The organism is Acinetobacter sp. (assembly GCF_041919735.1).
Lineage (GTDB): Bacteria > Pseudomonadota > Gammaproteobacteria > Pseudomonadales > Moraxellaceae > Acinetobacter.
Map to the genome: position 1 here is coordinate 223,838 of NZ_JAYRTF010000002.1, position 22,429 is coordinate 246,266.

A 22,429-nucleotide genomic window follows, 5' to 3' on the forward strand; every position below is an offset into this window, starting at 1 on the left:
TCAAATTGCATACAAAAATATAATATTCGGATGAACTAAACTTTTAGGCTGTAATTCAGAATGGATAAGGCAACAATTGGTGCGGTTTCGGTACGCAAAACGCGTGATCCAATACACCAATTTTTGAAGCCGGCTTGGTTTGCATGCTGAATCTCAGCTTCACTCAATCCGCCTTCAGGGCCAATCAGCAGGGCAATTTGATTCGTTGCGTCTGCCAGAACATCCATTTCATCTTTATTGGGCGCTAAGACAAGTTTAGTTGCAGGCAGGTTTGCTGCAAGCCATTTCTCTAAACTGACCGGTGCAAGGATTTTTGGCACAATGTTCATGCCGCATTGTTCGCAGGCCGCAATGACAATGCCTTGCCAATGATCCAGTTTTTTTTGATCACGGTCATATTTAAGGCGCATTTCACAGCGTTCTGAAGTCAGCAGCTGGATTTCAGCTACGCCTAATTCAACTGCTTTTTGAATCGCATAATCCATGCGGTCGCCTTTGCTCATGACTTGCCCCAGCAAAGTATGAAAATCTGGCGTGCGGTTATCTGGATTAAAAGCCAGCACATTCACAGAAGCGGTTTTTTTTGAAACCTCAGTCAGCTCAACCTCAAACTCGCCACCTTGTCCATTAAACAACGTGGCGGTTTCACCGACTTGAGCACGTAAAACTTTGACCCAGTGATGGAACACGGTTTCCGTTAATTCAACAGTTGTCTCAACAGTTAAATCAGCTTCAATATAAAAACGTGGCATTTAAAGTTTTACTCTCAAGTCGGTGTAAATGTCTTATGCGAGATCGAGGTCTTGTACAAGCTGGCGTGTCGGATCAGTGGTGTTCATGGTATAGAAGTGCAGGCTTGGTGCACCGCCAGCAATCAGGCGTTCGCACAGTTTTACAATCACTTCATGGCCAAAGGCTTTAATTGAAGCTGTGTCATCGCCATAAGCAGCTAATTGCTTACGAATCCAGCGTGGAATCTCTGCGCCTGTACCATCGGCAAAGCGGATCAAGTTGCTTGCATTGGTAATCGGCATGATGCCCGGAGCGACAGGAATATTCACGCCTTCTTTTTGGATGCGTTCTACAAAATAGAAATACGCATCTGGATTAAAGAAGAACTGGGTCAAAGCAGCATTGGCGCCTGCATTGGCTTTATCACAGAAACGTTTAATGTCTAAATCAAAGCTTTCTGCTTGAGGGTGCATTTCTGGATAGGCAGCGACTTCAATTTTGAAGTGATCGCCTGAATGCTCACGGATAAAACGAACCAAGTCAGTTGCATAAGGCAGTTCACCCAAGCCAACTTGGCCTGAAGGTAAATCACCGCGCAGCGCAACAATACGGTCAATGCCTTGTGATTGATACAAATCCAGCAATTCAGCAATACGCTCTTTGCTGTCACCAATACAAGATAGGTGGGGAGCAACAGGCGTGCCTTTGCCATTAAAATCATTCAAAGTTGACAATGTACGTTCGCGGGTAGAACCGCCTGCGCCATAAGTCACAGAGAAAAACTCAGGATTCAGTAACTGAAGTTCTTGATGTACAACTTTAAGTTTTTCCGCGCCAGCGTCAGTTTTGGTCGGGAAGAACTCAAAAGAAATGGGTATATTTTTGCTCATTTCAAATCCTTGTTATAAGTACTTTTTATCTAGACCTCTCCCTAACCCTCTCCTGAGAGGAGAGGGAACTTTCAATATAAATTTAATTAATAATGAAAAGTTCCTTCTCCCTCTGGGAGAAGGCTAGGATGAGGGGAAATATAAAACTTAGTATTTATAAGCTTCAGCTTTGAATGGACCTTCAACTTGAACACCGAGGTAATCTGCTTGTTCTTGAGTTAAAGTCGTTAATACACCACCGAAACCTGCAACCATTGCAGCAGCAACTTCTTCGTCTAATTTCTTAGGAATCAATTCAACACGAATCGCTGCTTGTTTTTGATCTTCAGGAAGATCAGCAAATTTTTCAGCGAATAAATGCATTTGACCCAAGACTTGGTTAGCAAAAGAACCATCCATAATACGTGAAGGGTGACCTGTTGCATTACCAAGGTTAACCAAGCGGCCTTCAGAAAGAAGGATCAGGTAATCGTTTTCATTTTCTGAACGATACACTTGGTGTACTTGAGGTTTAACTTCAACCCATTTGTAACCGCGTAAGTAGTTGGTGTCGATTTCAGTATCGAAGTGACCGATGTTACAAACCACAGCGCCTGCTTTTAATGAATCCAACATAGCTGCATCACATACGTGGTAGTTACCCGTTGTAGTCACGATCAGGTCTGTGTTTTGAAGAAGATCAAGATTGATGTCTTCTTTTTTGCCTGTTTGTACGCCGTTTTTGTATGGCGCAACAACTTCGTAACCGTCCATGCATGCTTGCATCGCACAGATAGGGTCAACTTCAGTTACGCGAACGATCATGCCTTCTTGACGAAGTGATTGAGCAGAACCTTTACCAACGTCACCGTAACCGATTACAAGCGCACGGCGGCCAGATAAAAGCATATCTGTACCACGTTTGATTGCGTCGTTCAGAGAGTGGCGGCAGCCATATTTGTTGTCGTTTTTAGACTTAGTAACAGAGTCGTTTACGTTAATCGCAGGAACTTTTAAAGTGCCATCGCGGTGCATTTCGTACAGACGTTGAACGCCAGTTGTTGTTTCTTCTGTAATGCCGTGAATTTTTGCAATCACTTCTGGGTATTTTTCGTGAACAAGTGCAGTTAAATCACCGCCATCGTCCAGAATCATGTTGGCATCCCAAGGTGTGCCATTCACATTGATTTGCTGTTCTAAGCACCAAACGTATTCTTCTTCAGTTTCGCCTTTCCAAGCAAATACAGGAACACCTGCAGCAGCAATGGCAGCAGCAGCGTGGTCTTGAGTAGAGAAGATGTTGCATGAAGTCCAGCGAACTTCTGCGCCTAATTCAACCAGAGTTTCAATTAAAACTGCAGTTTGAATGGTCATGTGGATACAGCCAAGGATTTTTGCGCCAGCAAGCGGTTTAGCTGCAGCATAGCGTTTACGCAAACCCATAAGCGCCGGCATTTCTGCTTCAGCAAGTTTGATTTCTTTACGGCCGTAGTCAGCTAGGGAAATATCGGCAACTTTATAATCTGTAAATGAAGCATTAACCGCGTTCATCACGATCTCCTTAATAAAAACAATTGATCATTATGTTCGCGGATGCCGTTGTTGATTCAAAAGAGCATTGAACCGAATCGTCGAGCCTAGCGATTTCACATTTATGAGCCTGTGAAAAAGTCGCAGCATCCCTCGACTAGCGGGGTATTGTACTTGGAAAAGCAGTGAGTTCCAATCTGAAATTGATTAATATCTAACTGATAGGCTGCTGATCGGTAAAAATGCGGTGTGAATATTTTTGATTTAAATAAATTGGTTTGGAACAGAAGAAGCATGACTCAATATTTAACAGTTTTTTTAATGCTCTTGCCTGTTTTAGCTGCTGCCAATGACTCAACAGGCTATGTTGCGACGGGCGGCGTACAGTATCTGAAAAATAAAAATATCCAGATGTTGAGTGAAGATTTATTCATCAGCAAAAAAATCATCAAAGTGGATTACCAGTTCAAAAATTTAAGTAATCAGGATGTGGCTGAAACGGTCTTATTTCCGTTGCCGAAAGTCGAAAATTTTTTTGAATCTGATTTTGCTGATACCGAAAAACTGCTCAAAAGCTTTAAAGTTCAGGTCAATGGAAAATCTATTCAGCCCGAAATGCATGTACGTATGTTTATTCAGAACGATGAAAAATCAGCACCAATTGATATGACAGACAGCTTTAAGCAATGCGGCTTTACTGAAAAAGACCTGCTCAATCCGTGGAGCAGGCAAGATGATGAATATGAAACGTTTGAGGCAAAGCTCAGAAACTGTAAAAATGCAGCGCTGCAAAAAGTATTGCCCAAAGATCCGAATGAAGTCATTTCATGGTCGTCTCAAGTTGTTTACAGCTGGAAGCAAACATTTAAAGCCAATGCATTGACTCGCGTACAGCACCAATATGCGCCGCTGGTAGGCGGATCGGTGGCTTTATATCCTGAAGAAGATAATAAAACCTATTGTATGGACCAAAACTTTAAGGCTGGACTAAGAAAGGCTAAATCACAGCATGCCCCATATCAAGCCTTGGGCTATATTTTAACAACCGGCGCCAATTGGGCCAAGCCCATTCAAGATTTCAAGCTGACCATCGAGCGGGATGCCAACGAACTAGTTTCGTTTTGCTGGGCGGGTAAAGTCAAAAAAATGAGCGATACGCAATTTCAAATGACAGAAAAGAATTTTGTACCGAAACAAGATTTGGACATTATTTTTGTGAGTAAACGTCCGTCATAAGACACAAGCCTACAAGAGAAATGACCAAAGTAATGAGCCTAGAAAAATTTAAAACATATGCGGCATATTTTTGGGGAATGTGTGCCTGTTTATATGGCGGCTATACTTTTTTCTATGAAAATGACAAATGGCATTTGTTTCTATTTTCAATAGTTTTGTATGGCTTGCTGTATGCGCTATTTAAGCTGATCAGAAAAACAACATGGAGCTGGCTGCGGCATGGCATCAGTTTTATTATTTTGTATAGCGCTCTCTTAGCCATATTTTTCAGTTCAAGTTTTTTACAAATTAAAGAATTTCAACTGATACATCCCAACTGGGTTTTGGCGGATCAGGTTCAGATTAATGACGTTGAAATTGATGATTATCGGCACAGGCGTTCACTGCAATATGCGTACACGCGGGTGAAATATACATACCAGCTGAATGCCCAAATGGGTATGGGGGCCGCAGATAAACTTGATCCGCAATATATGCTTTGGTTCTTTGAAACGTCACCGGCTTTAAAAGCCATAGCAGAGCAAAAAACCAATCAGGCAATGCATCAGCAGCAGTATTCAGTTTATGTAAATGCTCAAAACCCCAGTCAGTCGCGGTTTTTTCTTAATCAGCGCTATTTTGAACTTCGTAATTCGGGTTTTGCATGGCTGATTTTCAGTCTTCAAATGCTGTTCTTGGTTTTAGTTCTTATTCTAGCTATCATGCTGTGGGATGCTTTTACTGATTCAAAGAGATCAAAAACATCTAAAAAAAGCAAAACGAAGCGTCAAGCGAAAGCACTGCAAGCTAAAAGTGATACCGAGTGATGGTTTTAGCGGAAAAATTTTCAGAAAGCTCTTGGATGCATTCAAAAGTCATTCAGTACGATCGGCATCTTTTATTTTTTTGATGCAGTATGGCTGTGTTTATAAAAATTACCGTACACATCTCTGCTGATTTGTTTATCATCAGCTTAAATACAGTTTTGAGTTTTGATTATGTCGATGCAAATACCTGATGAGTTGGCCAATTTAGAAGCCAATGGCGGCATTTATGCGGTTTGGATGCTGCTGCAGCATTTAGGTATAGATGCAGACATTCAGCAGCTCATTGAAGTGTGCGGCTACGAAGCAGAGCATGGGACAACCACCATTGGCCTAGCGCTTGGACTGAAAAAGTTTGGCTTTAACGTGTCGTTTTCTACGGCGCCTGATCCAGATTTGCAGGACAGTGAAAAACGCAGCTATGCAGAAGCGGAACAATTAAAACTTCCAATATTACCTGCCATCAGCTATGTGCAAATTCAGCAGGCCTTTGAGCAAAATCAGTTTGTGATTGTGTATTATGATACTTTGGATGGGGTGGGCAATCATTCCTTGGTGTATGACATTGATGAAACCGAAATCAGTTTTTTTGACAGCTTTGAGGCCATGCTTGCAGATGTTTTTGAGCAGCAGCGTCAAGCCGATGGAATTTGCCGGCAAGTAATTACTGTCGATGTAAATGAATACGTAGCGGACTAAGCTGCATTGTTTAATGAAAAAAGCCCGTCAATTGACGGGCTTTCATGTTTTGAATATCGTTCAACTATTGCTCAGCGGCATTGGCCTGTTCAGTCCAATAGTCGGCTTGGTCTTCATCTGCATCAATGCCTAAGCCATTGGCATAAATAAAGGCCAAATCACGCATGGCTTGAACTTCACCGAGTTTGGCAGACTGCTGTACCAGTGCAATGGATTTAGCTACATCTTTTTCCACCACATCGCCGCGGCGGTAAAAATTCGCCAATTCTAAGATTGCGGCAGGATGATCATGTTTTGCCGCCTGTTCCAGCCAGCGGTGCGCATGTTCAAAATAAGTTTTCGATTCTTCAGGATCGTCTTCCAGCATGTCTTTGGCATAGACGGCATAGCCTTCACCGAGCCAATACATCGCTTCCACATGCCCCAGCTGCGCAGCTTTCAGCGCCCATTCTTCAGCAAGCTCGACATGCTCATCATTTTCACTTTGCATATAAATTTCAGCCAGTTCAAATTGGGCATCTTTATTGCCGGCCATCGCGCGGTTATACAAAGCGGGAGAAATAGGAAGATCAGACATGAGAAATCCAAAAGAGCAGAATAGGCATAGCCTAATCGGTTGCCATCAAAAAAGCCAATCCGAAGATCAGCTTTTCGAGTCATTTTCGATGTGGTGAGAACTTTAGGATGAGAACGTCAGGATCAGAGCAGACAAGATGAAGAGGGCAATCAAAACGCCAATCATCTTCCAAAAATACTGTGCGATATAGCTGATGCAGAGTCCGCTAAAGCATGCAGCGAGCGTCAGCGTTCCAAACCAATAGCTGATATGGTTGCTGGGTGTGCCGAGAGATAGGCACAGTGCTAAGGCCAGAATGAGCAGGCTTCCGCCAGTGAATGCCGCAAGCCGTGTTTTTCCAGCACTGAGTTCCTGCTGAAAAAACTGTTTTTGATGTTTCGGCATGGCACCCGCCAAAGCAAAAAAGCCTAGGCTGCTGAGCGACCAAATCAGAAGGAAAAAGATCATGCTTCGGCCTCCTGCAGAGGCGTTTTAGGGACTTTGGCTTTTTTGAGCGGCAAGCCTTGATGCTTTTTCACTTTATAAAAGGCGCAGGCGAACAGCAGCGCCAGCACCCATAGGGCTATATCAAAAGAAGCAATCATCCATTGGCCATGCGCCATAGCCCTCCAAAGCGGCTGGCCGCCCGTCAGAACGTTAATGACCGGCAGCAAAGCGAAACTCACGCTGGCAAAGGCAAGAAGTTCCAGCCAAGCTTGACGGTGCGTGCGGCACATTGCATACATCAGCGTGATCAGCCAAAGGATAAAGAAACTGCGGATTTCCCATTCCAAGCGGTTTTCCAGCTGTGCAGGTATCAAACGGTTGGCATAGAAATAAGCGGCGCAGGCAATCGGCAAGCCAATGATGGCCGCAATATTGGTGACTTCAACAGTGCGGTAGCCCAAGGATTTAAAGCCTTGCTTTTGCTGCTGCGGTGCGCGTTTGACGCACCATAAAATCAGACCGGTCGCGACCATCAATGTGCCGATAATCCCGGAGAAAAACAGCAGCCAGCGCAGGGCGATATCGACGCCGCGTGCTTCATGCAAAGTGGTCACCACGTTATAAATGCCCATTGGAACGGATGGCGGCTTTAATTGAGCCGATTTATCCGTCATGTTTTGACCGCTCACGCCATTAAATTGCATGCTTTGATAAATATTGCGGTAAGCAATGCTTTCACCATGCAGCGCCTGCAATTCAATTTTCGCGTGCGACGTATTGGGCGCCGTAATTTTGATGCTGCCAATAGGATTATCTTTCCATTGCTGCTGCGCATCACTCAGCATCGGTGCTAAATCAGCCAATGGGGCAGGATGAGATGGCGGTTGGCCGCGTTTTTCCCCGCGGGGCGATGCATTTGCTGCATGTTCCGTGCGGTTTGCGCTGCGGGCAGCTGCTCTTTCATTCTGTGCCTGCTGTTCTGCTGCGCGGGGCTGCTGCCGTTCGGGCGCCGCAATTAAGGCTTTACGCTGTTCCTGCAAAAAGGCTCCGCGGTTTTCATAGATGCGCTCAACGCCCCAAGGCATGAGGACAAACATCAACAGCAGCAAGCCGCTGAAGCTAATCATCAGATGAAAGGGCAGTGCGAAAACCGCCGTGGCATTATGCGCATCCAGCCATGAACGCTGGCCTTTGCCTGAACGGAAGGTAAAGAAGTCCTTAAGAATTTTCTTATGAGTGATAACGCCGCTGATGATCGCAACAAGCATCAGCATTGTGGCAATGCCGACAATCCAGCGCGCCCAAATGCGCGGCAGTCCATACAGTTCAAAATGGAAGCGGTAAAGGAAACTGCCGCCCCGCGTATCACGGGGTTCAAGAACTTCGCCGCTAGCGCTGTCCAACGTGATGCGCCTGCCGCCTCTGCGCGCATTCGGATCTTCACCTTGTTCACGGACATTGATTTGCGTGGTGTTTTGCCGCGCGTTCGGCAGCTGAATCGTCCAGCTGGCGGCTTCGGGATGATGGCGCTGCAGATAATTCAGCGCAACTTGGGTCTGCTGCATTTGTGATGAATGCGGCACAGACTGATGCAGCTCCGGCTTCATCCAGAGGGTAATCTCATGTTGGAAAAAGCTGAGTGTGCCGGTCACAAAAATTGCATACAGCAGCCAGCCGAGAATTAAGCTGGTCCATGTATGCAGCCATGACATCGATTGACGCGGGCCTTCCGCTTTGGCATCTGGACGCATCTTAATGTCCTGCCATTTGGATGAAAGCAAAAATAATCAGGCAGGGCAAAATAATGCCTAAGCTGGCTTTAAGGGTTTTATTGACCATAAAGACCCAAATAAAAGCCGCTGCCTGCAGGCAAAAGGCAATCAGGGTTGCGCTCATGGCTGCGCTGGCGCGCTGTTGCGCAAAGTATTGGGCGATGCATGCAGCGCTTAAGCTTGCCAAAAGATAGCCGCCGATGCAGGCTAGGGCAAAACGGTAAAAAATCATCAAACGGTAGTTCAGCATTGAAACGCTTTTGCTGCTCTTTTTTTTAGCAGCTGCAGTCAGGTCAGTCAGGTTTTTTACGGCATTGAGTGGAGGGCTGTTCATAAGGCAGTCAATTCGGCAAAGGAATGGAATTTAAATTTAATCTAAATGATAACAATTAACATTTACATTTAAAATATAAAAAGTGGATTTTGCTGGTTTTGTTGAATTTAGATGCGGTGTTCTGCTGTAAAAAAACTTTTGAGACAACGAGCTATGCATAAAATAAAGTCATGAAATTGATCGTTTTTCTCCTTTATTTAAACGCCGCAAACAGCTAGTCTTCATTGTATAAGCACATGGAATAAGCAGAACAAGAATGAGCGCTTTATTTAAAGATCAGCTGGATGGCTTGATCGATTTGATTTATCAGATGCCATCTGATTCTGGGGCATGGGAACGGTTTTCAAAAAAATTGCTGCATCTTTTGGATGCGAGCTATGTTCACATTCAGGCAATTGATTTTAAATATAATGTTTTGTCATTTAGTCATGGCGTAGGAAATTTGGCGCAAGAGTTTTATGCGCAGGCCGAGCTGAATTATTTGCATTTTCCTGCCGAAGCCGATCCGCGCTGGCCGGTATTTCTGCATCCAGATCGTCAAGGCTGGTATCAGTGCCATACGCATGTTTCAAAAGGCTTTGTGCAGTCTTCTGATTTGTATCAGCAGATTTTATTGCCTGTTGGCCTGAGGTATGTGACTTCGCATATTTTAATGCGGGATGAAAAGCTATGCGTGTTTTGGAGCATCAGCACATCTGCGGAGCGTCAGCCTTTAAATGCCGATGAGCTGCGGTTTTTGGACAGTTTGCTCGTGCATTTAAAACGCGCTGTGTCTGTACAGCGCCAGAAATATGAATTTGAAGCGCAGTCCATTGCAGGCTTTGCTTTAATTGATAAATTGCCGCAGCCGATTATGCTGCTGAATCTTTCCGGCCAGGCCATACATTGCAATCCTGCGATGAGGCGCGTGCTTGAACAGGGGCGCTGGCTGAGTGTCCAGCCGGACACCAAGCAGGTGCAGCTGCTGGAAGGGCAGGAATCACGTTTGGAAGAGCTGCTGTATCATTTTGAATTTTTGCTGCGCAGGCAGATTTCAGATCAGCTGTTAAATGAACGCAGCATTCAGATGGTCAATGACAATGGGCAGACAGCTTATCTGTTTTTAAGCTTGCTGCTGTCCAAGCAGGAACAGCTGATTTTCGGCACGCGCCCGCTGATGATGCTCAATCTGTTCCAGCCGAATGCATCGGTACAGCATGAGCAGCTGTTTAAAATTTTTGACTGCTTCACAACGGGCGTTATTTTGCTGACGCATGATCAGCAGGTATTTTACCACAATGCGTATGCAGAGCAGCTGCTGGAAAAAACCTCACTTTTAAGCATCAGCAAAAAGCGCTTAAGAACCAGTACAGAGTTTCAAGATAAGCTCAGCCATCTGCTGAATGATGTGCTGCAAAATGGCTTCAGCTATGAGCGCAATTTGGCGATTTACGGCAAAGGCCAGCACGAGATTCTCTCTTTAAATATCAGCTTGATTGATCAGGGCGCTGAGCGGGATGCCGGCGGTTTGGATTCAAGAATCATTGCCGTGTTTTTTAAGCAATTGAATCAGAAGCGTGAGTTGGAAGAAGGCTACCTAAGGCAGCTGTACCAGCTGACGCGCAGGGAACTGCAGATTTGCATGCTGTTTTTTCAGGGCATGGATTTAAACGAAATTGCAGAGCATATGCATTTAACGCTCAGCACAGTGCGGACGTACTTAAAGCAGATTTACATTAAAACGCATTGCTCATCGCAAAGCGAGCTGATGAAACTGCTAATGAATGCGGTGATTGATTAATGTAAAAGCCGGTACTATTTTGATGTGCAGGGCAAAAAAACAGCAGCCGAAGCTGCTGTTTTTAAATTTCAGATTTTGTAAACGGGCATTAGCTTTCTTGCTGAATGCCGGCTACTTTCCAGTCTTCAGTTGAACCGGCAGGTTTTACAAAGTGCCAGATTTCTGCAAATGGCTGCGGCAGGCTGTTTAAGTCTTCGCTGACTGTGCCGGTAAAGCGCACGCTCACGATATATTGACCATTTTCAGTCGCAGAATCAGAAACCATTGCATTCAAGTTTGAAAACTCAGCAACGTCCTGATCTTGGTTTGCCATAATGTCGTTATACATCGACTGGTAAAGATCAGGCGTTAAATAGCGCTGAATTTCTGCAACATTGCTTGCAGAGTTCACGGACTGAATGTGGTTGAAGCGTTGACGCGCTACACGCAAAAATGCTGCAGGTTCTGTGCCGTCCGGCAATTGATTGCCGCTGCTGGTATATGCTGCGCCTGTTGCCGCAGCGCCAAATGGCGCATTCGATGCAGCGGTATTGCCGCCTACAGCGCCGCCAAAAATATTGGTATTGTCGCCAGATGCAGGACGCGGCGCAGCATTTTGCTGGCCAAACGGCGCATTGTTTGCACCGTTATTTGGCGCATAGGGATTATTCGCTAGTTTTTTTTTTGCGCCCATCTTGCGGAAAATAAAGAAGGCGACAGCAGCAGCGAGTAAAATCCAGATCCAGCTTGGAATACCGCCTTTTTCTTCCTGTTGCTGAGCTTGCGCTTCAGAAGCAGCCTGAGTGTTCTTGTCATCGGCCATTGCGTTTGCAGCAACTGCGCCAATAGCAGCGCCGGCCACACCGGCCGCAACCATACCGCCGACATTAGAGCCGGATTTTGCTGGCGCGCCAGCAGTTGCAGGCTGTTGAACAGGAGCAGCTTGACGCGGCTGTTGGTAAGACTGCGCTGGAGCAGCTTGACGGCTCATACCGTGGCTTTTGCCGCCACCTGCACGTTTTGCTTCTGCTGTTAAAGGCGCAACCAATAAAGCAGCAGTCAAAACACCTGCAATCAAACCACGCTGTCGAACTTCCATTAAATTTTCCTATTTAAAAATAAAATAATGCCCTGTATTTATGCAGGCATTCCATCTGAATTTCAATATAAAAATCGTATTTTTTATTAAAAAATCGATTTAAGTGCTGAATTAACGATTAAGCCAGTTCATCGCTCAGATTCATGGCTTCAGTCAGCGCTTCATGCAGGCGTGCAACAGCAATAACATTGACGCCTTTAATCGGGCTTTGCGGCGCATTGCCGCGCGGTAAAATAATATGCTTAAAGCCATGTTTGATGGCTTCTTTTAAGCGTTCCTGACCATTCGGCACGGGGCGGATTTCCCCAGAGAGGCCCACTTCGCCAAATACCGCCAGCTGCTGCGGCAGCGCTTTGCCGCGTAGACTTGATGCACAGGCCAGCAATACGGCCAAATCCGAACCGGTTTCTGTAATCTTTAAACCGCCGACCACATTGACATACACATCTTGCCCTGAAGTTTGCACGCCGCCGTGACGGTGCATGACCGCCAGCAGCATGTTCAAGCGGTTTTGCTCCAAACCAAGCGCAACACGGCGCGGCTGGCCTTGCGAGTCATCGACCAAAGCCTGCACCTCAACCAGCAGCGGACGCGTGCCTTCACGGCTGATCATGACAATTGAACCGGGAATGGCTTCATCATACCGGCTGAGGAAAATCGCAGAAGGGTTGGACACTTCGCGCAGCCCTTTATCGGTCATGCCGAAAACACCCAGCTCATTGACTGCGCCAAAACGGTTTTTCACCGCGCGGATCATCCGAAAGCGCGAGTCCGATTGGCCTTCAAAATACAAGACACAGTCCACCATGTGTTCCAATACACGCGGGCCGGCCAGTGAGCCTTCTTTGGTCACGTGACCCACGATGAACAGCGCTGTGCCGCTGTTCTTGGCAAAACGGGTCAGCAAGGCGGCTGATTCACGGATTTGCGATACGCCGCCCGGCGCAGACTGCAAGGTTTCGGTATAAATGGTTTGAATGGAGTCAATAATGGCCACCGCAGGGCGTTCCTGGGCTAAAACCTCACAAATGCGTTCCACGCAAGTTTCCGCCATAACTTTGAGCTGGTCAGTCGGCAGATCCAGGCGCTGCGCACGTAAAGCGACTTGAGACAAAGATTCTTCACCCGTGATATACAGCGCAGCGCTTCTATCCGTAGCCATATGTGTTGCGGTTTGCAGCAAAATGGTCGATTTGCCGATCCCCGGGTCACCGCCGATCAAGACCACAGAGCCGGTGACCAGACCGCCGCCCAGGACGCGGTCAAATTCGCCAATCCCGGTTGCCATACGGGTTTCATGCGATACCGAAACTTGATTCAGTGTTGTGACCGCCGCGGCTTGGCCCGCATAGCCGCCGCCCATTTTAGGCTGCGCGCGATGCGACACCGCCGGTGCAATATTGACCTCGACCAATGAATTCCATTCACCGCATTCAGAACATTGACCAGCCCATTTGGGATGATCTGCGCCGCATTGTTCACAGCGGTAGACACTTTTTGCTTTAGCCATAATCCATATTGCACATACCGAAATTGAGACACAGCATAGCGGTGAAGCTGTGAAAAAACCAAGCCTTCGATTAAAAATAAACAGGATGGATGCAGAACTGCGAATTAAAAGCGGTGGACATGCCGCAAAGCGCTATTCGGCTCTATAATGAACCCTCGTTATCTTTTGGATGGAAGAACTGATGCCATTGCTATTGCCGAATATTGATGCGATTGCGCGTGAAAAAAATCGTGATGTGCTGTTTGTACATTTTGAAGAATATGACCATGAGCATCCTGAAAAAAATACGGTGCGCAATGAAGTGCTGGATTGGTTTGATTTGCAGCACATTGAATACTTTCCCTGCATGGGGCTGGAAAGCGAGGCGGTGCTCCGCAGCTACAGCGGTGACATTTATGTCGATGTGCCTTTTGATGCTCAAAATCCGGCGTTTAGAACCCTGAGCGAATTTCTGGAAGATGAACAGGGCAATATGAAAATTGACGGCGTGCTGTTCTTTTCATTGGCTTTGGAGCTTGCGCTGGAAATAGAAGCTGAGCGTGACAGCGAAGAAGGCTTTGAAATTGAATATCTCGACGAAGAGGCATTTGGCGATCAGTTTGGCGAAGGCTTTATTGAAGATTCAGAAGCCCAAAATGAAGCAGACTTTGAACCCATCAACGATAAAAAATCTTAAGAGTATTTTGCTGATCAATTGGATGCTGGCTTAGTCAGAGGCATTCGATTATCAAGCTGCAAAATGTTGAATCAATAAAAAAGCCGCGCTGACCGCGGCTTTTTTATCGGATCCAGTTTTAATACAGTTCGCCAGATTTGCGCTTAGCAATAAAGTCTTTCGATTCTTTGACAATCACGCCCGATAATAATAGCAGGGCGATTAAGTTCGGCACGGCCATTAAACCGTTAAAGGTGTCGGCAAAGAGCCAAACGAGGTCTAAGGTTGCGACACAGCCGATAAATACGCTGATAATGTAAATAATGCGGTACAGCAGAACTGATTTTTCACCGAATAAATATGAGCAGCATTTTTCGCCGTAGTAGCACCATCCTAAAATGGTTGAATAGGCAAAGAAGATGATCCCGAAGGTGACGACCCAGCCGCCGATTCCCGGCAACAGCTTGTCAAAGGAACTGATGGTCAGGACCGCGCCGGTTTGATCGCCAAAGCTGTTTCCCGCCATGATATAGCCCATGACCAAAACAATCCCGGTGATTGAACACACAATAATGGTGTCAATAAAGGTGCCTGTCATGGAGACCAAGCCTTGGCGTGCAGGGTGATCGGTTTTTGCCGCCGCTGCCGCAATTGGCGCAGACCCCATGCCGGCTTCGTTGGAGAAGACGCCGCGGGCTACACCGTAGCGGATCGCCGCGCCGATTGCGCCGCCAGCCGCCGCTTCACCGGTAAAGGCATAAGTGAAGATCAGCTTCAATGCCGGAATCACCAGTTCAATATTATTCAAAATGATGATTAAGCCGCCCAGAACATAGCCTACAGCCATGATCGGCACAATGTAGGACGATGCTTTAGAGATGGATTTAATCCCGCCTAAAATGACCAGAGCCGAAAAGATGGTAATGACAATGCCGGTCATCCATGTTTCGATGCCCAGGCTGTTTTCTACCGCCAGCGCAACCGTGTTGGACTGCACCGAGCTGCCGATGCCGAATGAAGCCAGCGTGCCGAATAAAGCAAAGATCACTGCAAGCCATTTCCATTTCAAGCCGCGTTCGATGTAATACATCGGGCCGCCGTTCATTTCGCCTTTTTCATTTTTGATCCGGTATTTGACGGCAAGCACGCCTTCGCCGTATTTGGTGGCCATGCCGAACAGCGCGGTCATCCACATCCAGAAGACTGCACCGGGGCCACCGAGTACGCAAGCAGTGGCTACACCGGCAATATTACCTGTACCGATGGTTGCGGAAAGGGCAGTCATGAGTGAAGCAAAATGCGAGATATCGCCATCGTGGGTATGGGCGTGTTCATGTTTGCCGAAGACCTGTTTAAACGCAAAAGGCAGCATGCGGAATTGCCAAAAGAGCAGCCGGAAGGTCAGGAAAACGCCTGTGCCAACGAGCAGAACCAGCATGTAAGGGCCCCAGACCCAGCCGCTGAGTGTTTCCATGAGTGTGTGTAAATCTTGCATAGTATCTTTCTTCTTATAAGCCCTAGTTGAGTGAATGCTTTATTTATAAAAAATGAAGCAATTGACATGCCATTGTTTGAAACTTCCATGATTTTTGGGCATGTTTTAATCATTAGTAAAATATTTTTTACATGAAATTTAGGTTTTTACAAGAATTTTGTTGTTTTATTGAGTATTTAAAAAATGTTCAATTTCTAAGCGTTTTTATATATAAGAAAAATAAATGAACTTTGTTGAATAATCCGAAAAAACAAATGATGAAAAATAATTTTGTATTTGTTTCAGCTTTTACGTTAATTTGTCGCCAATGGAACGCTAAGTTGAATTAAAAATATGTCGAATGAAATTCATGAATCGCATGCGGATAGCGGCGATTTGAAACGAAGCTTGTCCAACCGGCACCTGCAGTTGATTGCGATTGGCGGGGCGATTGGGACAGGTTTATTTATGGGGTCAGGAAAGACCATCAGTTTGGCTGGCCCGTCCATTCTTGTGATTTATATGATCATTGGCTTTATGGTTTTTCTCGTCATGCGTGCATTGGGCGAGCTGCTATTATCCAATCTGGAATATAAATCTTTTATTGATTTTGCGACGGACTTAATTGGCCCGTGGGCAGGATATTTTGTCGGATGGACCTACTGGCTGTGCTGGATCACCATCGGCATTGCTGACCTTTCTGCCATTATTTACTACTTGCAGTTCTTTAATGGAGGAAACCCGTTCTCGCCGGAAGAAGGGGTGATGATCAGCATGGCCGCCATTGTGTTCATCATGGGTTTGAACTTAGTGACGGTGAAGCTGTTCGGTGAATTGGAATTCTGGTTTGCCCTGATTAAGATTATCGCGATTGTGGTGCTGATTGGTGTCGGCCTGTGGATGATCTTTACCGGCTTTACGTCAACGACCGGTGAAATTGCGTCATTTACCCACCTGTGGTCGCATGGCGGCTTATTCCCTACTGGGGTAACAGGCTTCCTGGCCGGCTTCCAGATTGCGATCTTCGCCTTTGTGGGTGTAGAACTGGTCGGCACGACGGCAGCGGAAACTAAAGATCCTGAGAAAAACTTGCCGAAAGCAGTGAACTCAATTCCTGTGCGGATCATTATTTTTTATGTCTTGGCCTTGGTGATTGTGATGTCAGTAACGCCATGGAACAGAATTGATCCAAGCATTTCGCCATTCGTCAACTTGTTCAGCCAAGCGGGTATTGCCGCGGCGGCCATCATCATGAACTTGGTGGTGCTGTCTTCAGTAATGTCCTCGATGAACAGCGGCGTATTCTCCACATCGCGCATGCTGTTTGGCTTATCGCGTGAAAATCAGGGCCCGAAAGCCTTTGGCCATTTGAATAAGCGCTCAGTTCCGGCAAATGCCTTGTATTTCTCTGCCGTATGCCTGCTGCTTGGCGCTGCGCTGCAGTACTTTGTGCCGAATACGGTTGAAGCCTTTACCTTGGCGACAACGCTGTCGACGATTTTATTTATCTGCGTATGGCTGATGATTATCTGGAGCTATATCGTTTACTATAAAACCCGTCCAGAGCTGCATGCCAAATCAACTTTCAAGCTTCCTGGCGGCTTGTTTACCTGCTGGGTGGTCATCATCTTCTTTATCGGTATGATTTACGTCTTGTCTTTGGAAGCGGATACCATGAAAGCGCTGATGGTCAGCCCAATCTGGTTTATTCTTTTGATTATCGGTTACTTTGGTTTCTACAAACCGAAACATAAATAATCGATGCTAATGCAAAAAAACGCTGGCAATACGCTGGCGTTTTTTTATGAGTGGCGATAATCTCTAGCGTTTAGCGCTTCGGTCATGCAAGTGATTGCGCTATACTTCTTTGAAAATATGGATAGGTGAACAGATGCGCCAAATCATTTGCTGCATGAGTTTATGCGCCGTGGGTTTTATGTTCACGGGCTGCGGTCAGTCTGGCGCTTTACAGCTGCCGAATGATCCAAATTACGACAAACGTGCAAAATATTTGCTCTATTCAGATGCTGAAGCGCCGCAAAAAGCTGCAGAACAATCTGAAGAGAAACAATCTGAAGAAAAGAGCAGCGCCGCGCCAGTTCAGCACGCTGAAGCGCCTGCTGACGGCCAGCCCGCTACTCAACCTTAAGCCTTAACTTTTTTAAGCCAGTCATTTCACGCAAGGATACATTCATGAGTTTTACCCGCATTAATGGGGTTTTGCACGCAGAGCAATGTTCATTACAGCAGCTCGCGGAGCAATATGGCACACCGCTTTATGTCTATTCTAAAAATACTTTCGCCAAGCATTATTTGGATATGGACCGTGCATTTGGCTTTATTGAGCATCAAATTTGCTTTGCGGTAAAGTCGAACTCTAACCTTGCAGTATTGAATGTATTGGCCAAGCTGGGCGCAGGCTTTGATATTGTGACGGGCGGTGAGCTGGCGCGGGTATTGAAAGCCGGCGGCGATGCATCAAAAATTGTATTTTCAGGCCTAGGCAAAACCGAAGCGGATATTCAAAAAGCGCTGGAAGTCGGCATCGCCTGCTTTAATGTGGAATCGCATGCAGAGCTGGACCGGATTCAAAAAGTGGCCGCGCAAATGGGCAAGCAAGCGCCTATTTCATTGCGTGTGAATCCAGATGTTGATGCCAAAACGCATCCGTATATTTCTACAGGCTTAAAAGAAAACAAGTTCGGCATTCCATCGGACAGCGTGTATGAAACCTATCAATATGCGGCGTCATTGCCGAATCTGGATGTGGTCGGCATTGACTGCCATATTGGCTCACAGCTGACTGAAACACAGCCTTTTGTCGATGCTTTGGACCGTGTGATGGTGATGATTGCGAAGCTGAAAGAGCTGGGCATCCATCTTAAGCACATCGACATCGGCGGCGGCCTAGGCGTGACCTATAAAGATGAAACACCGCCAACGGTTGAAGAATACGCCAATGCCATGAAACCGGCTTTAGAAAAATTAGGCATGAAAGTCTATATGGAACCGGGCCGCAGCATTTCTGCTAATGCCGGTGTCCTGCTGACCAAAGTGGATTTATTGAAACCGACCAATCACCGCAACTTTGCCATTATTGATGCAGCGATGAATGACTTGATCCGCCCAGCTTTATATGAAGCGTGGATGGACATTCAGGAAGTGACGCCGCGGACTGATGCCGAAGTGAAAGAGTGGGATGTAGTCGGTGCGATCTGCGAAACGGGTGATTTCTTGGGCAAAGAACGTCAGCTTGCCATTCAGGAAAATGATGTGCTGGCTGTGATGGGCGCCGGCGCATACGGTTTTGTGATGAGCTCAAACTACAATAGCCGGGGCCGCGCAGCAGAAGTGATGGTGGACGGCGATCAGTCTCATTTGATTCGTGAACGTGAAACGATCGAATCATTGTGGGAACGTGAACGCCTATTGCCTTAAGGAGAAATTCGAGATGTTGTTAGAATTTACCAAAATGCATGGCCTGGGCAATGACTTTTTAGTGCTGGATCTGATCAGCCAGCGCGCTTATTTGGATACTTTGACCATTCAGCGTTTGGCAGACCGCCACTTCGGTATCGGCTTTGATCAGCTGCTGGTGGTTGAGCCGCCAGATATGCCGAATGTGGATTTTAAATACCGCATTTTTAATGCTGATGGTTCTGAAGTGGAGCAGTGCGGCAACGGCGTGCGCTGTTTTGCGCGTTTTGTGCATGAGCGCCAGCTGACCACAAAAACCAAAATCAAAGTGCAAACCAAAGCCGGTATTGTTGAGCCTGAACTGGGCCTCAATGGCTGGGTGCGCGTCAATATGGGCTATCCAAAATTCTTGCCGCATGAAATTCCATTTTTAGCGGAAGAAGCGGAAAGCCTGTATGACATCAGCTTGAAAAATGGTGAGCAGCTGACCATTGATGTGGTGAATATGGGCAATCCGCATGCCGTGACCATTGTGCCGGATGTGATTCAGGCCGATGTTGCGCGTATTGGCCCGCAGGTAGAATCGCATGAGCGGTTTCCTGCACGTGTCAATGCTGGGTTTATGCAGATTATTGATGAAAAGCATGCGCGCCTGCGCGTGTTTGAACGCGGTGTCGGTGAAACTTTAGCTTGCGGCACAGGCGCTTGCGCTGCAGCTGTATCGGGCATGCGCCGCGGCTTATTGTCCAATTCTGTGGAAATTGAATTGGCAGGCGGCAAGCTGCAAATCGAATGGAAAGAAGGCGATGTAGTCTGGATGACAGGCCCGACCGCAAATGTTTATGAAGGCCGTTTGGATTTAAGCTATTTCCAAGGCTGACCGCACCAGCCTGCACAGGAGGAAATGACCAAAAAGCACTGTTCTGGAACGGTGCTTTTTTTATACCCCAAATGCGTTATGCTGTAGCCATTATTCAATATTAACTGATCAGTATGAAACATCTGATTTTTTTGCCAGGGGCATCCGGCAATACAGCATTTTGGCAGCCGTTGATCGCATTGCTGCCGTCAGAATATTCTACTCAAATCATCGCATATCCAGAATTTGATCATGAGCCGGCGCGGGCAGAGGTCTATGATTTTAACAGCCTGAGCCGATATGTATTGGATCAGATTCAGCAGGAATCAGTGCTGATCGCACAGTCCATGGGCGGCATATTTGCCGTGCAGGCGGCTTTAGCCAAGCCGGATTTGGTTCAAGGCTTGGTGCTGATTGCGACATCGGGCGGGCTGGATTTAGGCGCTTTTGAGGTGGAAGACTGGCGGGATGCGTATCAGCAGCAATTTTTAAATTATCCAGACTGGTTCACCAACACGCAGCTGGATTATTCGGCTGAGCTGGGGCATATTCAGCAAAAGACCTTGCTGTTATGGGGCGATGCGGATCCCATCAGTCCCGTCGCGGTTGGAGCGTTTCTGCATCAGCAGCTGAATGATTCCGCGCTGCAGATCATTCATGGCGGAGATCATTTATTTGCTGAGCGGCAGGCTGAAGAAACTGCGCCATGGATTCAGCATTATCTGCAGCAATTGAATGTGAATGCAGCGGAGGCGCGGTTGAGCGAATGAGTGACGATACGGTAGTGATGCAGAATAAAAATGATCAAGCCGAGCTGCTGGCAATGTGGCTCAAAGAACGGAAAGTGCAGAATCAGTCTGAACACACGCTGCATGCCTATGAGCGCGATGTTTCAGACTTTATTGATTTTTGCGCTGAACGCAACTTGCCGCTGGCTGATGTTGAAACCTCGGATTTGCGTGAATATCTGGCTGATAAAGTTGAGCGCCAGCAATTAAGTTCCAGCAGTTTGCAGCGCATGCTGTCTGCCATCCGCCAGTTTATGAAATGGGCGGAGCAGGGCGAATACATGAGTTTTAATCCTGCGGATGATTTTCAGCTCAAGCGCCAGTCGCGCCCGCTGCCGGGCTTGGTGGATATTGAAACGGTCAATCAAATTTTGGATCAGCCAGAGCCTCAAAGCGAAGTGCAGCAGCAAATGTGGCTGCGCGATAAAGCTATTTTGGAGCTGCTGTATTCCAGCGGCCTGCGCTTAGCCGAAGTGCAGTCCTTAAGAATTAAAGATGTCGATTTTAACCGTCAGCTGCTGCGCATTACCGGCAAGGGCAACAAAACCCGCATTGTGCCTTTTGGCCGTAAAGCTAAAGATGCTGTGATGAATTGGCTGCAGATTTATCCGTTGTGGCATGGCGATTTTGTGCCGGAAGCCCATGTGTTTATCACGCAAAAGGGTAATCCGCTGGGTGCGCGCCAAATTGAAAACCGGGTGAAATTTCAGGCGCAGCGCGCAGGGGTAAACGTCGATCTGCATCCGCATTTGCTGCGCCACTGTTTTGCCAGCCATATGCTGTCCAATAGCGGCGATTTACGCGCCGTGCAGGAAATGCTGGGCCACAGCAATCTCAGCACTACGCAAATTTATACTCATGTGGATTTTGATCATCTCGCGCAAGTGTATGATCAGGCGCATCCAAGAGCGGCAAAAAAAATAAAGTGAAGCTTCGATTTTTGATGGCTGAGCATAGGCGGGATTGAATGGAGGCCAATGCGGCGGATTCAGTCAGTGGTTTCGTGCTGGATGCAGCAGGTTTATAGGCTGAAATACAGAGCGAGATGGGCAAAATGGCTACAGCGTGTGAATGATTCAACGAATGATTCATTTATCTTCGTTCATTGCTATTATTTAAAAATAAGAAGATGAAGGCAGCTTCTACGCTTTGCTGGCTACACAGCTGCAGTGCAATGCCGCGCAGGCTTTGTACTAATGTAGAATAAAAAAAAGGCAATTTTTCACGTATAAATAAGCGCGGCAAAGCAAAGATAATGCGAAGAAAGCCAGACCTGCTGGGATAAAATTTTATCCTGCTGAATGTATTTAAAGAATTTAATTGAAACTAGGCAATAGAAATGATTTTGGATATTCAAGAAAAGTATGATCAGCTCAGTTCTGAACAAAAGGAAATTTTTGCAGGCTACGGTCTTCGTCAAATCAAGCATTTTGTAGAAATCAGTTTGCCGAAAATTGAACCAGTGCTTCCAGCACATGCTGCCGTGCAGGGTGTCAATGCGAATGGCAAAGTTCAGGCTTGGGATTCGGATGCAAAGCAAGCTTATCTGTGGATTTCAGATTTGCAGTGGCAGGCCACGCGATCCCCAACGGCTGCTTTTGATTCTAAGCAGGATTTTATTCAGGTTTGGAAAACATTCCAATTGGCGGATTTTGCGCTGATTGATCTCAGCCACATCCACCGCGATTTTTTGGAAAATCAGCCTGTTTAAGTGTTGTATGGTGCTAATCAAAAGGTGGTTTGAACATTCAAATCACCTTTTTAGTTGTTATTCACCAATTAAAATGTCTATGCGATAAACCATTTAAAATGTCCTGTTTTTAACCACAAGAGTCAAGCACAGGATTTAAGTTTCTTTGTTCAACAACAGCTTTCTGAGCTTTACGACTT

The 22,429-nt window shown here is 46.5% G+C and carries 22 protein-coding genes; 12 read left to right on the plus strand and 10 right to left on the minus strand.

Features of this window, described 5'->3' with window-relative positions; translation table 11 throughout:
- Nucleotides 1–35: 35 nt before the first annotated feature.
- From ACE3T3_RS02145 to ahcY, 3 genes are all read right to left on the minus strand, one after another.
- Nucleotides 36–752 carry a 16S rRNA (uracil(1498)-N(3))-methyltransferase gene (locus ACE3T3_RS02145; protein ID WP_374663587.1) on the minus strand — a complete coding sequence of 239 codons (717 nt, stop codon included), beginning with the start codon at nucleotides 750–752 and terminating at the stop codon, nucleotides 36–38.
- Nucleotides 753–785: 33 nt separating this feature from the next.
- Nucleotides 786–1,622 carry a methylenetetrahydrofolate reductase [NAD(P)H] gene (gene metF / locus ACE3T3_RS02150; protein WP_374663589.1) on the minus strand — a complete coding sequence of 279 codons (837 nt, stop codon included), beginning with the start codon at nucleotides 1,620–1,622 and terminating at the stop codon, nucleotides 786–788.
- Between the two features lie 147 nt (nucleotides 1,623–1,769).
- Nucleotides 1,770–3,152, minus strand: a complete 1,383-nt coding sequence (ahcY, locus tag ACE3T3_RS02155) for an adenosylhomocysteinase (RefSeq protein WP_374663591.1) — start codon at nucleotides 3,150–3,152, stop codon at nucleotides 1,770–1,772.
- A gap of 273 nt (nucleotides 3,153–3,425) precedes the next feature.
- Here ahcY and ACE3T3_RS02160 point away from each other — a divergent pair, with 273 nt between their 5' ends.
- The 3 genes from ACE3T3_RS02160 to ACE3T3_RS02170 all read left to right on the plus strand — a co-directional run bounded on the left by ACE3T3_RS02160 (nucleotide 3,426) and on the right by ACE3T3_RS02170 (nucleotide 5,869).
- Nucleotides 3,426–4,367: a DUF4424 family protein gene (locus ACE3T3_RS02160; RefSeq protein ID WP_374663593.1), complete on the plus strand. Its 942-nt coding sequence runs from the start codon at nucleotides 3,426–3,428 to the stop codon at nucleotides 4,365–4,367.
- 20 nt (nucleotides 4,368–4,387) lie between these two features.
- Nucleotides 4,388–5,173, plus strand: a complete 786-nt coding sequence (locus ACE3T3_RS02165) for a hypothetical protein (protein WP_374663595.1) — start codon at nucleotides 4,388–4,390, stop codon at nucleotides 5,171–5,173.
- 171 nt (nucleotides 5,174–5,344) lie between these two features.
- Nucleotides 5,345–5,869 carry a cysteine peptidase family C39 domain-containing protein gene (locus ACE3T3_RS02170; protein ID WP_374663597.1) on the plus strand — a complete coding sequence of 175 codons (525 nt, stop codon included), beginning with the start codon at nucleotides 5,345–5,347 and terminating at the stop codon, nucleotides 5,867–5,869.
- A 64-nt stretch (nucleotides 5,870–5,933) separates the two neighbouring features.
- Here the strand turns inward: ACE3T3_RS02170 and ACE3T3_RS02175 are convergent, their stop codons facing one another.
- From ACE3T3_RS02175 to ACE3T3_RS02190, 4 genes are all read right to left on the minus strand, one after another.
- Nucleotides 5,934–6,446 (minus strand): tetratricopeptide repeat protein, encoded by a 513-nt coding sequence (locus ACE3T3_RS02175; protein WP_374663599.1) that lies wholly within the window; start codon nucleotides 6,444–6,446, stop codon nucleotides 5,934–5,936.
- A gap of 102 nt (nucleotides 6,447–6,548) precedes the next feature.
- Complete coding sequence (locus ACE3T3_RS02180; protein ID WP_374663601.1) at nucleotides 6,549–6,893, minus strand: DUF3325 family protein; 345 nt, start codon at nucleotides 6,891–6,893, stop codon at nucleotides 6,549–6,551.
- Entirely contained in the window at nucleotides 6,890–8,623 is a 1,734-nt protein-coding gene (locus ACE3T3_RS02185; RefSeq protein WP_374663603.1) for a PepSY-associated TM helix domain-containing protein, read from the minus strand. Before ACE3T3_RS02185 ends, ACE3T3_RS02180 begins: the two co-directional genes overlap by 4 nt.
- Before the next feature lies 1 nt (nucleotide 8,624).
- Nucleotides 8,625–8,978 carry a hypothetical protein gene (locus ACE3T3_RS02190; RefSeq protein WP_374663604.1) on the minus strand — a complete coding sequence of 118 codons (354 nt, stop codon included), beginning with the start codon at nucleotides 8,976–8,978 and terminating at the stop codon, nucleotides 8,625–8,627.
- 256 nt (nucleotides 8,979–9,234) lie between these two features.
- Between ACE3T3_RS02190 and ACE3T3_RS02195 the strand changes: the two genes are divergently transcribed.
- Nucleotides 9,235–10,758 (plus strand): LuxR C-terminal-related transcriptional regulator, encoded by a 1,524-nt coding sequence (locus ACE3T3_RS02195; protein ID WP_374663606.1) that lies wholly within the window; start codon nucleotides 9,235–9,237, stop codon nucleotides 10,756–10,758.
- A gap of 88 nt (nucleotides 10,759–10,846) precedes the next feature.
- On the opposite strand, the gene ACE3T3_RS02200 is transcribed toward ACE3T3_RS02195, so the two are convergent.
- A complete protein-coding gene (locus ACE3T3_RS02200) occupies nucleotides 10,847–11,836 on the minus strand; it encodes a Tim44 domain-containing protein (RefSeq protein ID WP_374663608.1) in 990 nt (329 codons plus the stop codon).
- A 118-nt stretch (nucleotides 11,837–11,954) separates the two neighbouring features.
- Complete coding sequence (gene radA, locus ACE3T3_RS02205; protein WP_374663609.1) at nucleotides 11,955–13,346, minus strand: DNA repair protein RadA; 1,392 nt, start codon at nucleotides 13,344–13,346, stop codon at nucleotides 11,955–11,957.
- A gap of 181 nt (nucleotides 13,347–13,527) precedes the next feature.
- Between radA and ACE3T3_RS02210 the strand changes: the two genes are divergently transcribed.
- Nucleotides 13,528–14,022: a hypothetical protein gene (locus ACE3T3_RS02210; protein ID WP_374663611.1), complete on the plus strand. Its 495-nt coding sequence runs from the start codon at nucleotides 13,528–13,530 to the stop codon at nucleotides 14,020–14,022.
- 118 nt (nucleotides 14,023–14,140) lie between these two features.
- Here ACE3T3_RS02210 and ACE3T3_RS02215 read toward each other — a convergent pair whose 3' ends face one another.
- The gene (locus tag ACE3T3_RS02215; RefSeq protein WP_374663613.1) at nucleotides 14,141–15,496 is read right to left on the minus strand and encodes an alanine/glycine:cation symporter family protein; all 1,356 of its coding nucleotides are present in this window, start codon (nucleotides 15,494–15,496) and stop codon (nucleotides 14,141–14,143) included.
- Between the two features lie 333 nt (nucleotides 15,497–15,829).
- Here ACE3T3_RS02215 and ACE3T3_RS02220 point away from each other — a divergent pair, with 333 nt between their 5' ends.
- From ACE3T3_RS02220 to ACE3T3_RS02250, 7 genes are all read left to right on the plus strand, one after another.
- Nucleotides 15,830–17,233 (plus strand): amino acid permease, encoded by a 1,404-nt coding sequence (locus ACE3T3_RS02220; protein ID WP_374663615.1) that lies wholly within the window; start codon nucleotides 15,830–15,832, stop codon nucleotides 17,231–17,233.
- A gap of 133 nt (nucleotides 17,234–17,366) precedes the next feature.
- The gene (locus ACE3T3_RS02225; RefSeq protein WP_374663617.1) at nucleotides 17,367–17,624 is read left to right on the plus strand and encodes a lipoprotein; all 258 of its coding nucleotides are present in this window, start codon (nucleotides 17,367–17,369) and stop codon (nucleotides 17,622–17,624) included.
- A gap of 44 nt (nucleotides 17,625–17,668) precedes the next feature.
- Nucleotides 17,669–18,913, plus strand: coding sequence for a diaminopimelate decarboxylase (lysA, locus tag ACE3T3_RS02230; protein WP_374663618.1), 1,245 nt, complete (start codon nucleotides 17,669–17,671; stop codon nucleotides 18,911–18,913).
- Between the two features lie 13 nt (nucleotides 18,914–18,926).
- Nucleotides 18,927–19,772: a diaminopimelate epimerase gene (dapF, locus tag ACE3T3_RS02235; protein ID WP_374663620.1), complete on the plus strand. Its 846-nt coding sequence runs from the start codon at nucleotides 18,927–18,929 to the stop codon at nucleotides 19,770–19,772.
- 113 nt (nucleotides 19,773–19,885) lie between these two features.
- Nucleotides 19,886–20,521 carry an alpha/beta fold hydrolase gene (locus ACE3T3_RS02240; RefSeq protein WP_374663622.1) on the plus strand — a complete coding sequence of 212 codons (636 nt, stop codon included), beginning with the start codon at nucleotides 19,886–19,888 and terminating at the stop codon, nucleotides 20,519–20,521.
- Nucleotides 20,518–21,468, plus strand: coding sequence for a site-specific tyrosine recombinase/integron integrase (xerA, locus tag ACE3T3_RS02245; protein WP_374663624.1), 951 nt, complete (start codon nucleotides 20,518–20,520; stop codon nucleotides 21,466–21,468). The genes ACE3T3_RS02240 and xerA overlap by 4 nt, the downstream gene beginning before the upstream one ends.
- Nucleotides 21,469–21,878: 410 nt before the next feature.
- The gene (locus ACE3T3_RS02250) at nucleotides 21,879–22,250 is read left to right on the plus strand and encodes a hypothetical protein (protein ID WP_374663626.1); all 372 of its coding nucleotides are present in this window, start codon (nucleotides 21,879–21,881) and stop codon (nucleotides 22,248–22,250) included.
- Nucleotides 22,251–22,429 lie beyond the last annotated feature (179 nt).

Bases quoted from the DNA above. Each gene is read 5' to 3' on its own strand.
- ACE3T3_RS02145 (WP_374663587.1), bottom strand. From the start codon at position 752: ATGCCACGTTTTTATATTGAAGCTGATTTAACTGTTGAGACAACTGTT.
- metF (WP_374663589.1), bottom strand. From the start codon at position 1,622: ATGAGCAAAAATATACCCATTTCTTTTGAGTTCTTCCCGACCAAAACT.
- ahcY (WP_374663591.1), bottom strand. From the start codon at position 3,152: ATGAACGCGGTTAATGCTTCATTTACAGATTATAAAGTTGCCGATATT.
- ACE3T3_RS02160 (WP_374663593.1), top strand. From the start codon at position 3,426: ATGACTCAATATTTAACAGTTTTTTTAATGCTCTTGCCTGTTTTAGCT.
- ACE3T3_RS02165 (WP_374663595.1), top strand. From the start codon at position 4,388: ATGACCAAAGTAATGAGCCTAGAAAAATTTAAAACATATGCGGCATAT.
- ACE3T3_RS02170 (WP_374663597.1), top strand. From the start codon at position 5,345: ATGTCGATGCAAATACCTGATGAGTTGGCCAATTTAGAAGCCAATGGC.
- ACE3T3_RS02175 (WP_374663599.1), bottom strand. From the start codon at position 6,446: ATGTCTGATCTTCCTATTTCTCCCGCTTTGTATAACCGCGCGATGGCC.
- ACE3T3_RS02180 (WP_374663601.1), bottom strand. From the start codon at position 6,893: ATGATCTTTTTCCTTCTGATTTGGTCGCTCAGCAGCCTAGGCTTTTTT.
- ACE3T3_RS02185 (WP_374663603.1), bottom strand. From the start codon at position 8,623: ATGCGTCCAGATGCCAAAGCGGAAGGCCCGCGTCAATCGATGTCATGG.
- ACE3T3_RS02190 (WP_374663604.1), bottom strand. From the start codon at position 8,978: ATGAACAGCCCTCCACTCAATGCCGTAAAAAACCTGACTGACCTGACT.
- ACE3T3_RS02195 (WP_374663606.1), top strand. From the start codon at position 9,235: ATGAGCGCTTTATTTAAAGATCAGCTGGATGGCTTGATCGATTTGATT.
- ACE3T3_RS02200 (WP_374663608.1), bottom strand. From the start codon at position 11,836: ATGGAAGTTCGACAGCGTGGTTTGATTGCAGGTGTTTTGACTGCTGCT.
- radA (WP_374663609.1), bottom strand. From the start codon at position 13,346: ATGGCTAAAGCAAAAAGTGTCTACCGCTGTGAACAATGCGGCGCAGAT.
- ACE3T3_RS02210 (WP_374663611.1), top strand. From the start codon at position 13,528: ATGCCATTGCTATTGCCGAATATTGATGCGATTGCGCGTGAAAAAAAT.
- ACE3T3_RS02215 (WP_374663613.1), bottom strand. From the start codon at position 15,496: ATGCAAGATTTACACACACTCATGGAAACACTCAGCGGCTGGGTCTGG.
- ACE3T3_RS02220 (WP_374663615.1), top strand. From the start codon at position 15,830: ATGTCGAATGAAATTCATGAATCGCATGCGGATAGCGGCGATTTGAAA.
- ACE3T3_RS02225 (WP_374663617.1), top strand. From the start codon at position 17,367: ATGCGCCAAATCATTTGCTGCATGAGTTTATGCGCCGTGGGTTTTATG.
- lysA (WP_374663618.1), top strand. From the start codon at position 17,669: ATGAGTTTTACCCGCATTAATGGGGTTTTGCACGCAGAGCAATGTTCA.
- dapF (WP_374663620.1), top strand. From the start codon at position 18,927: ATGTTGTTAGAATTTACCAAAATGCATGGCCTGGGCAATGACTTTTTA.
- ACE3T3_RS02240 (WP_374663622.1), top strand. From the start codon at position 19,886: ATGAAACATCTGATTTTTTTGCCAGGGGCATCCGGCAATACAGCATTT.
- xerA (WP_374663624.1), top strand. From the start codon at position 20,518: ATGAGTGACGATACGGTAGTGATGCAGAATAAAAATGATCAAGCCGAG.
- ACE3T3_RS02250 (WP_374663626.1), top strand. From the start codon at position 21,879: ATGATTTTGGATATTCAAGAAAAGTATGATCAGCTCAGTTCTGAACAA.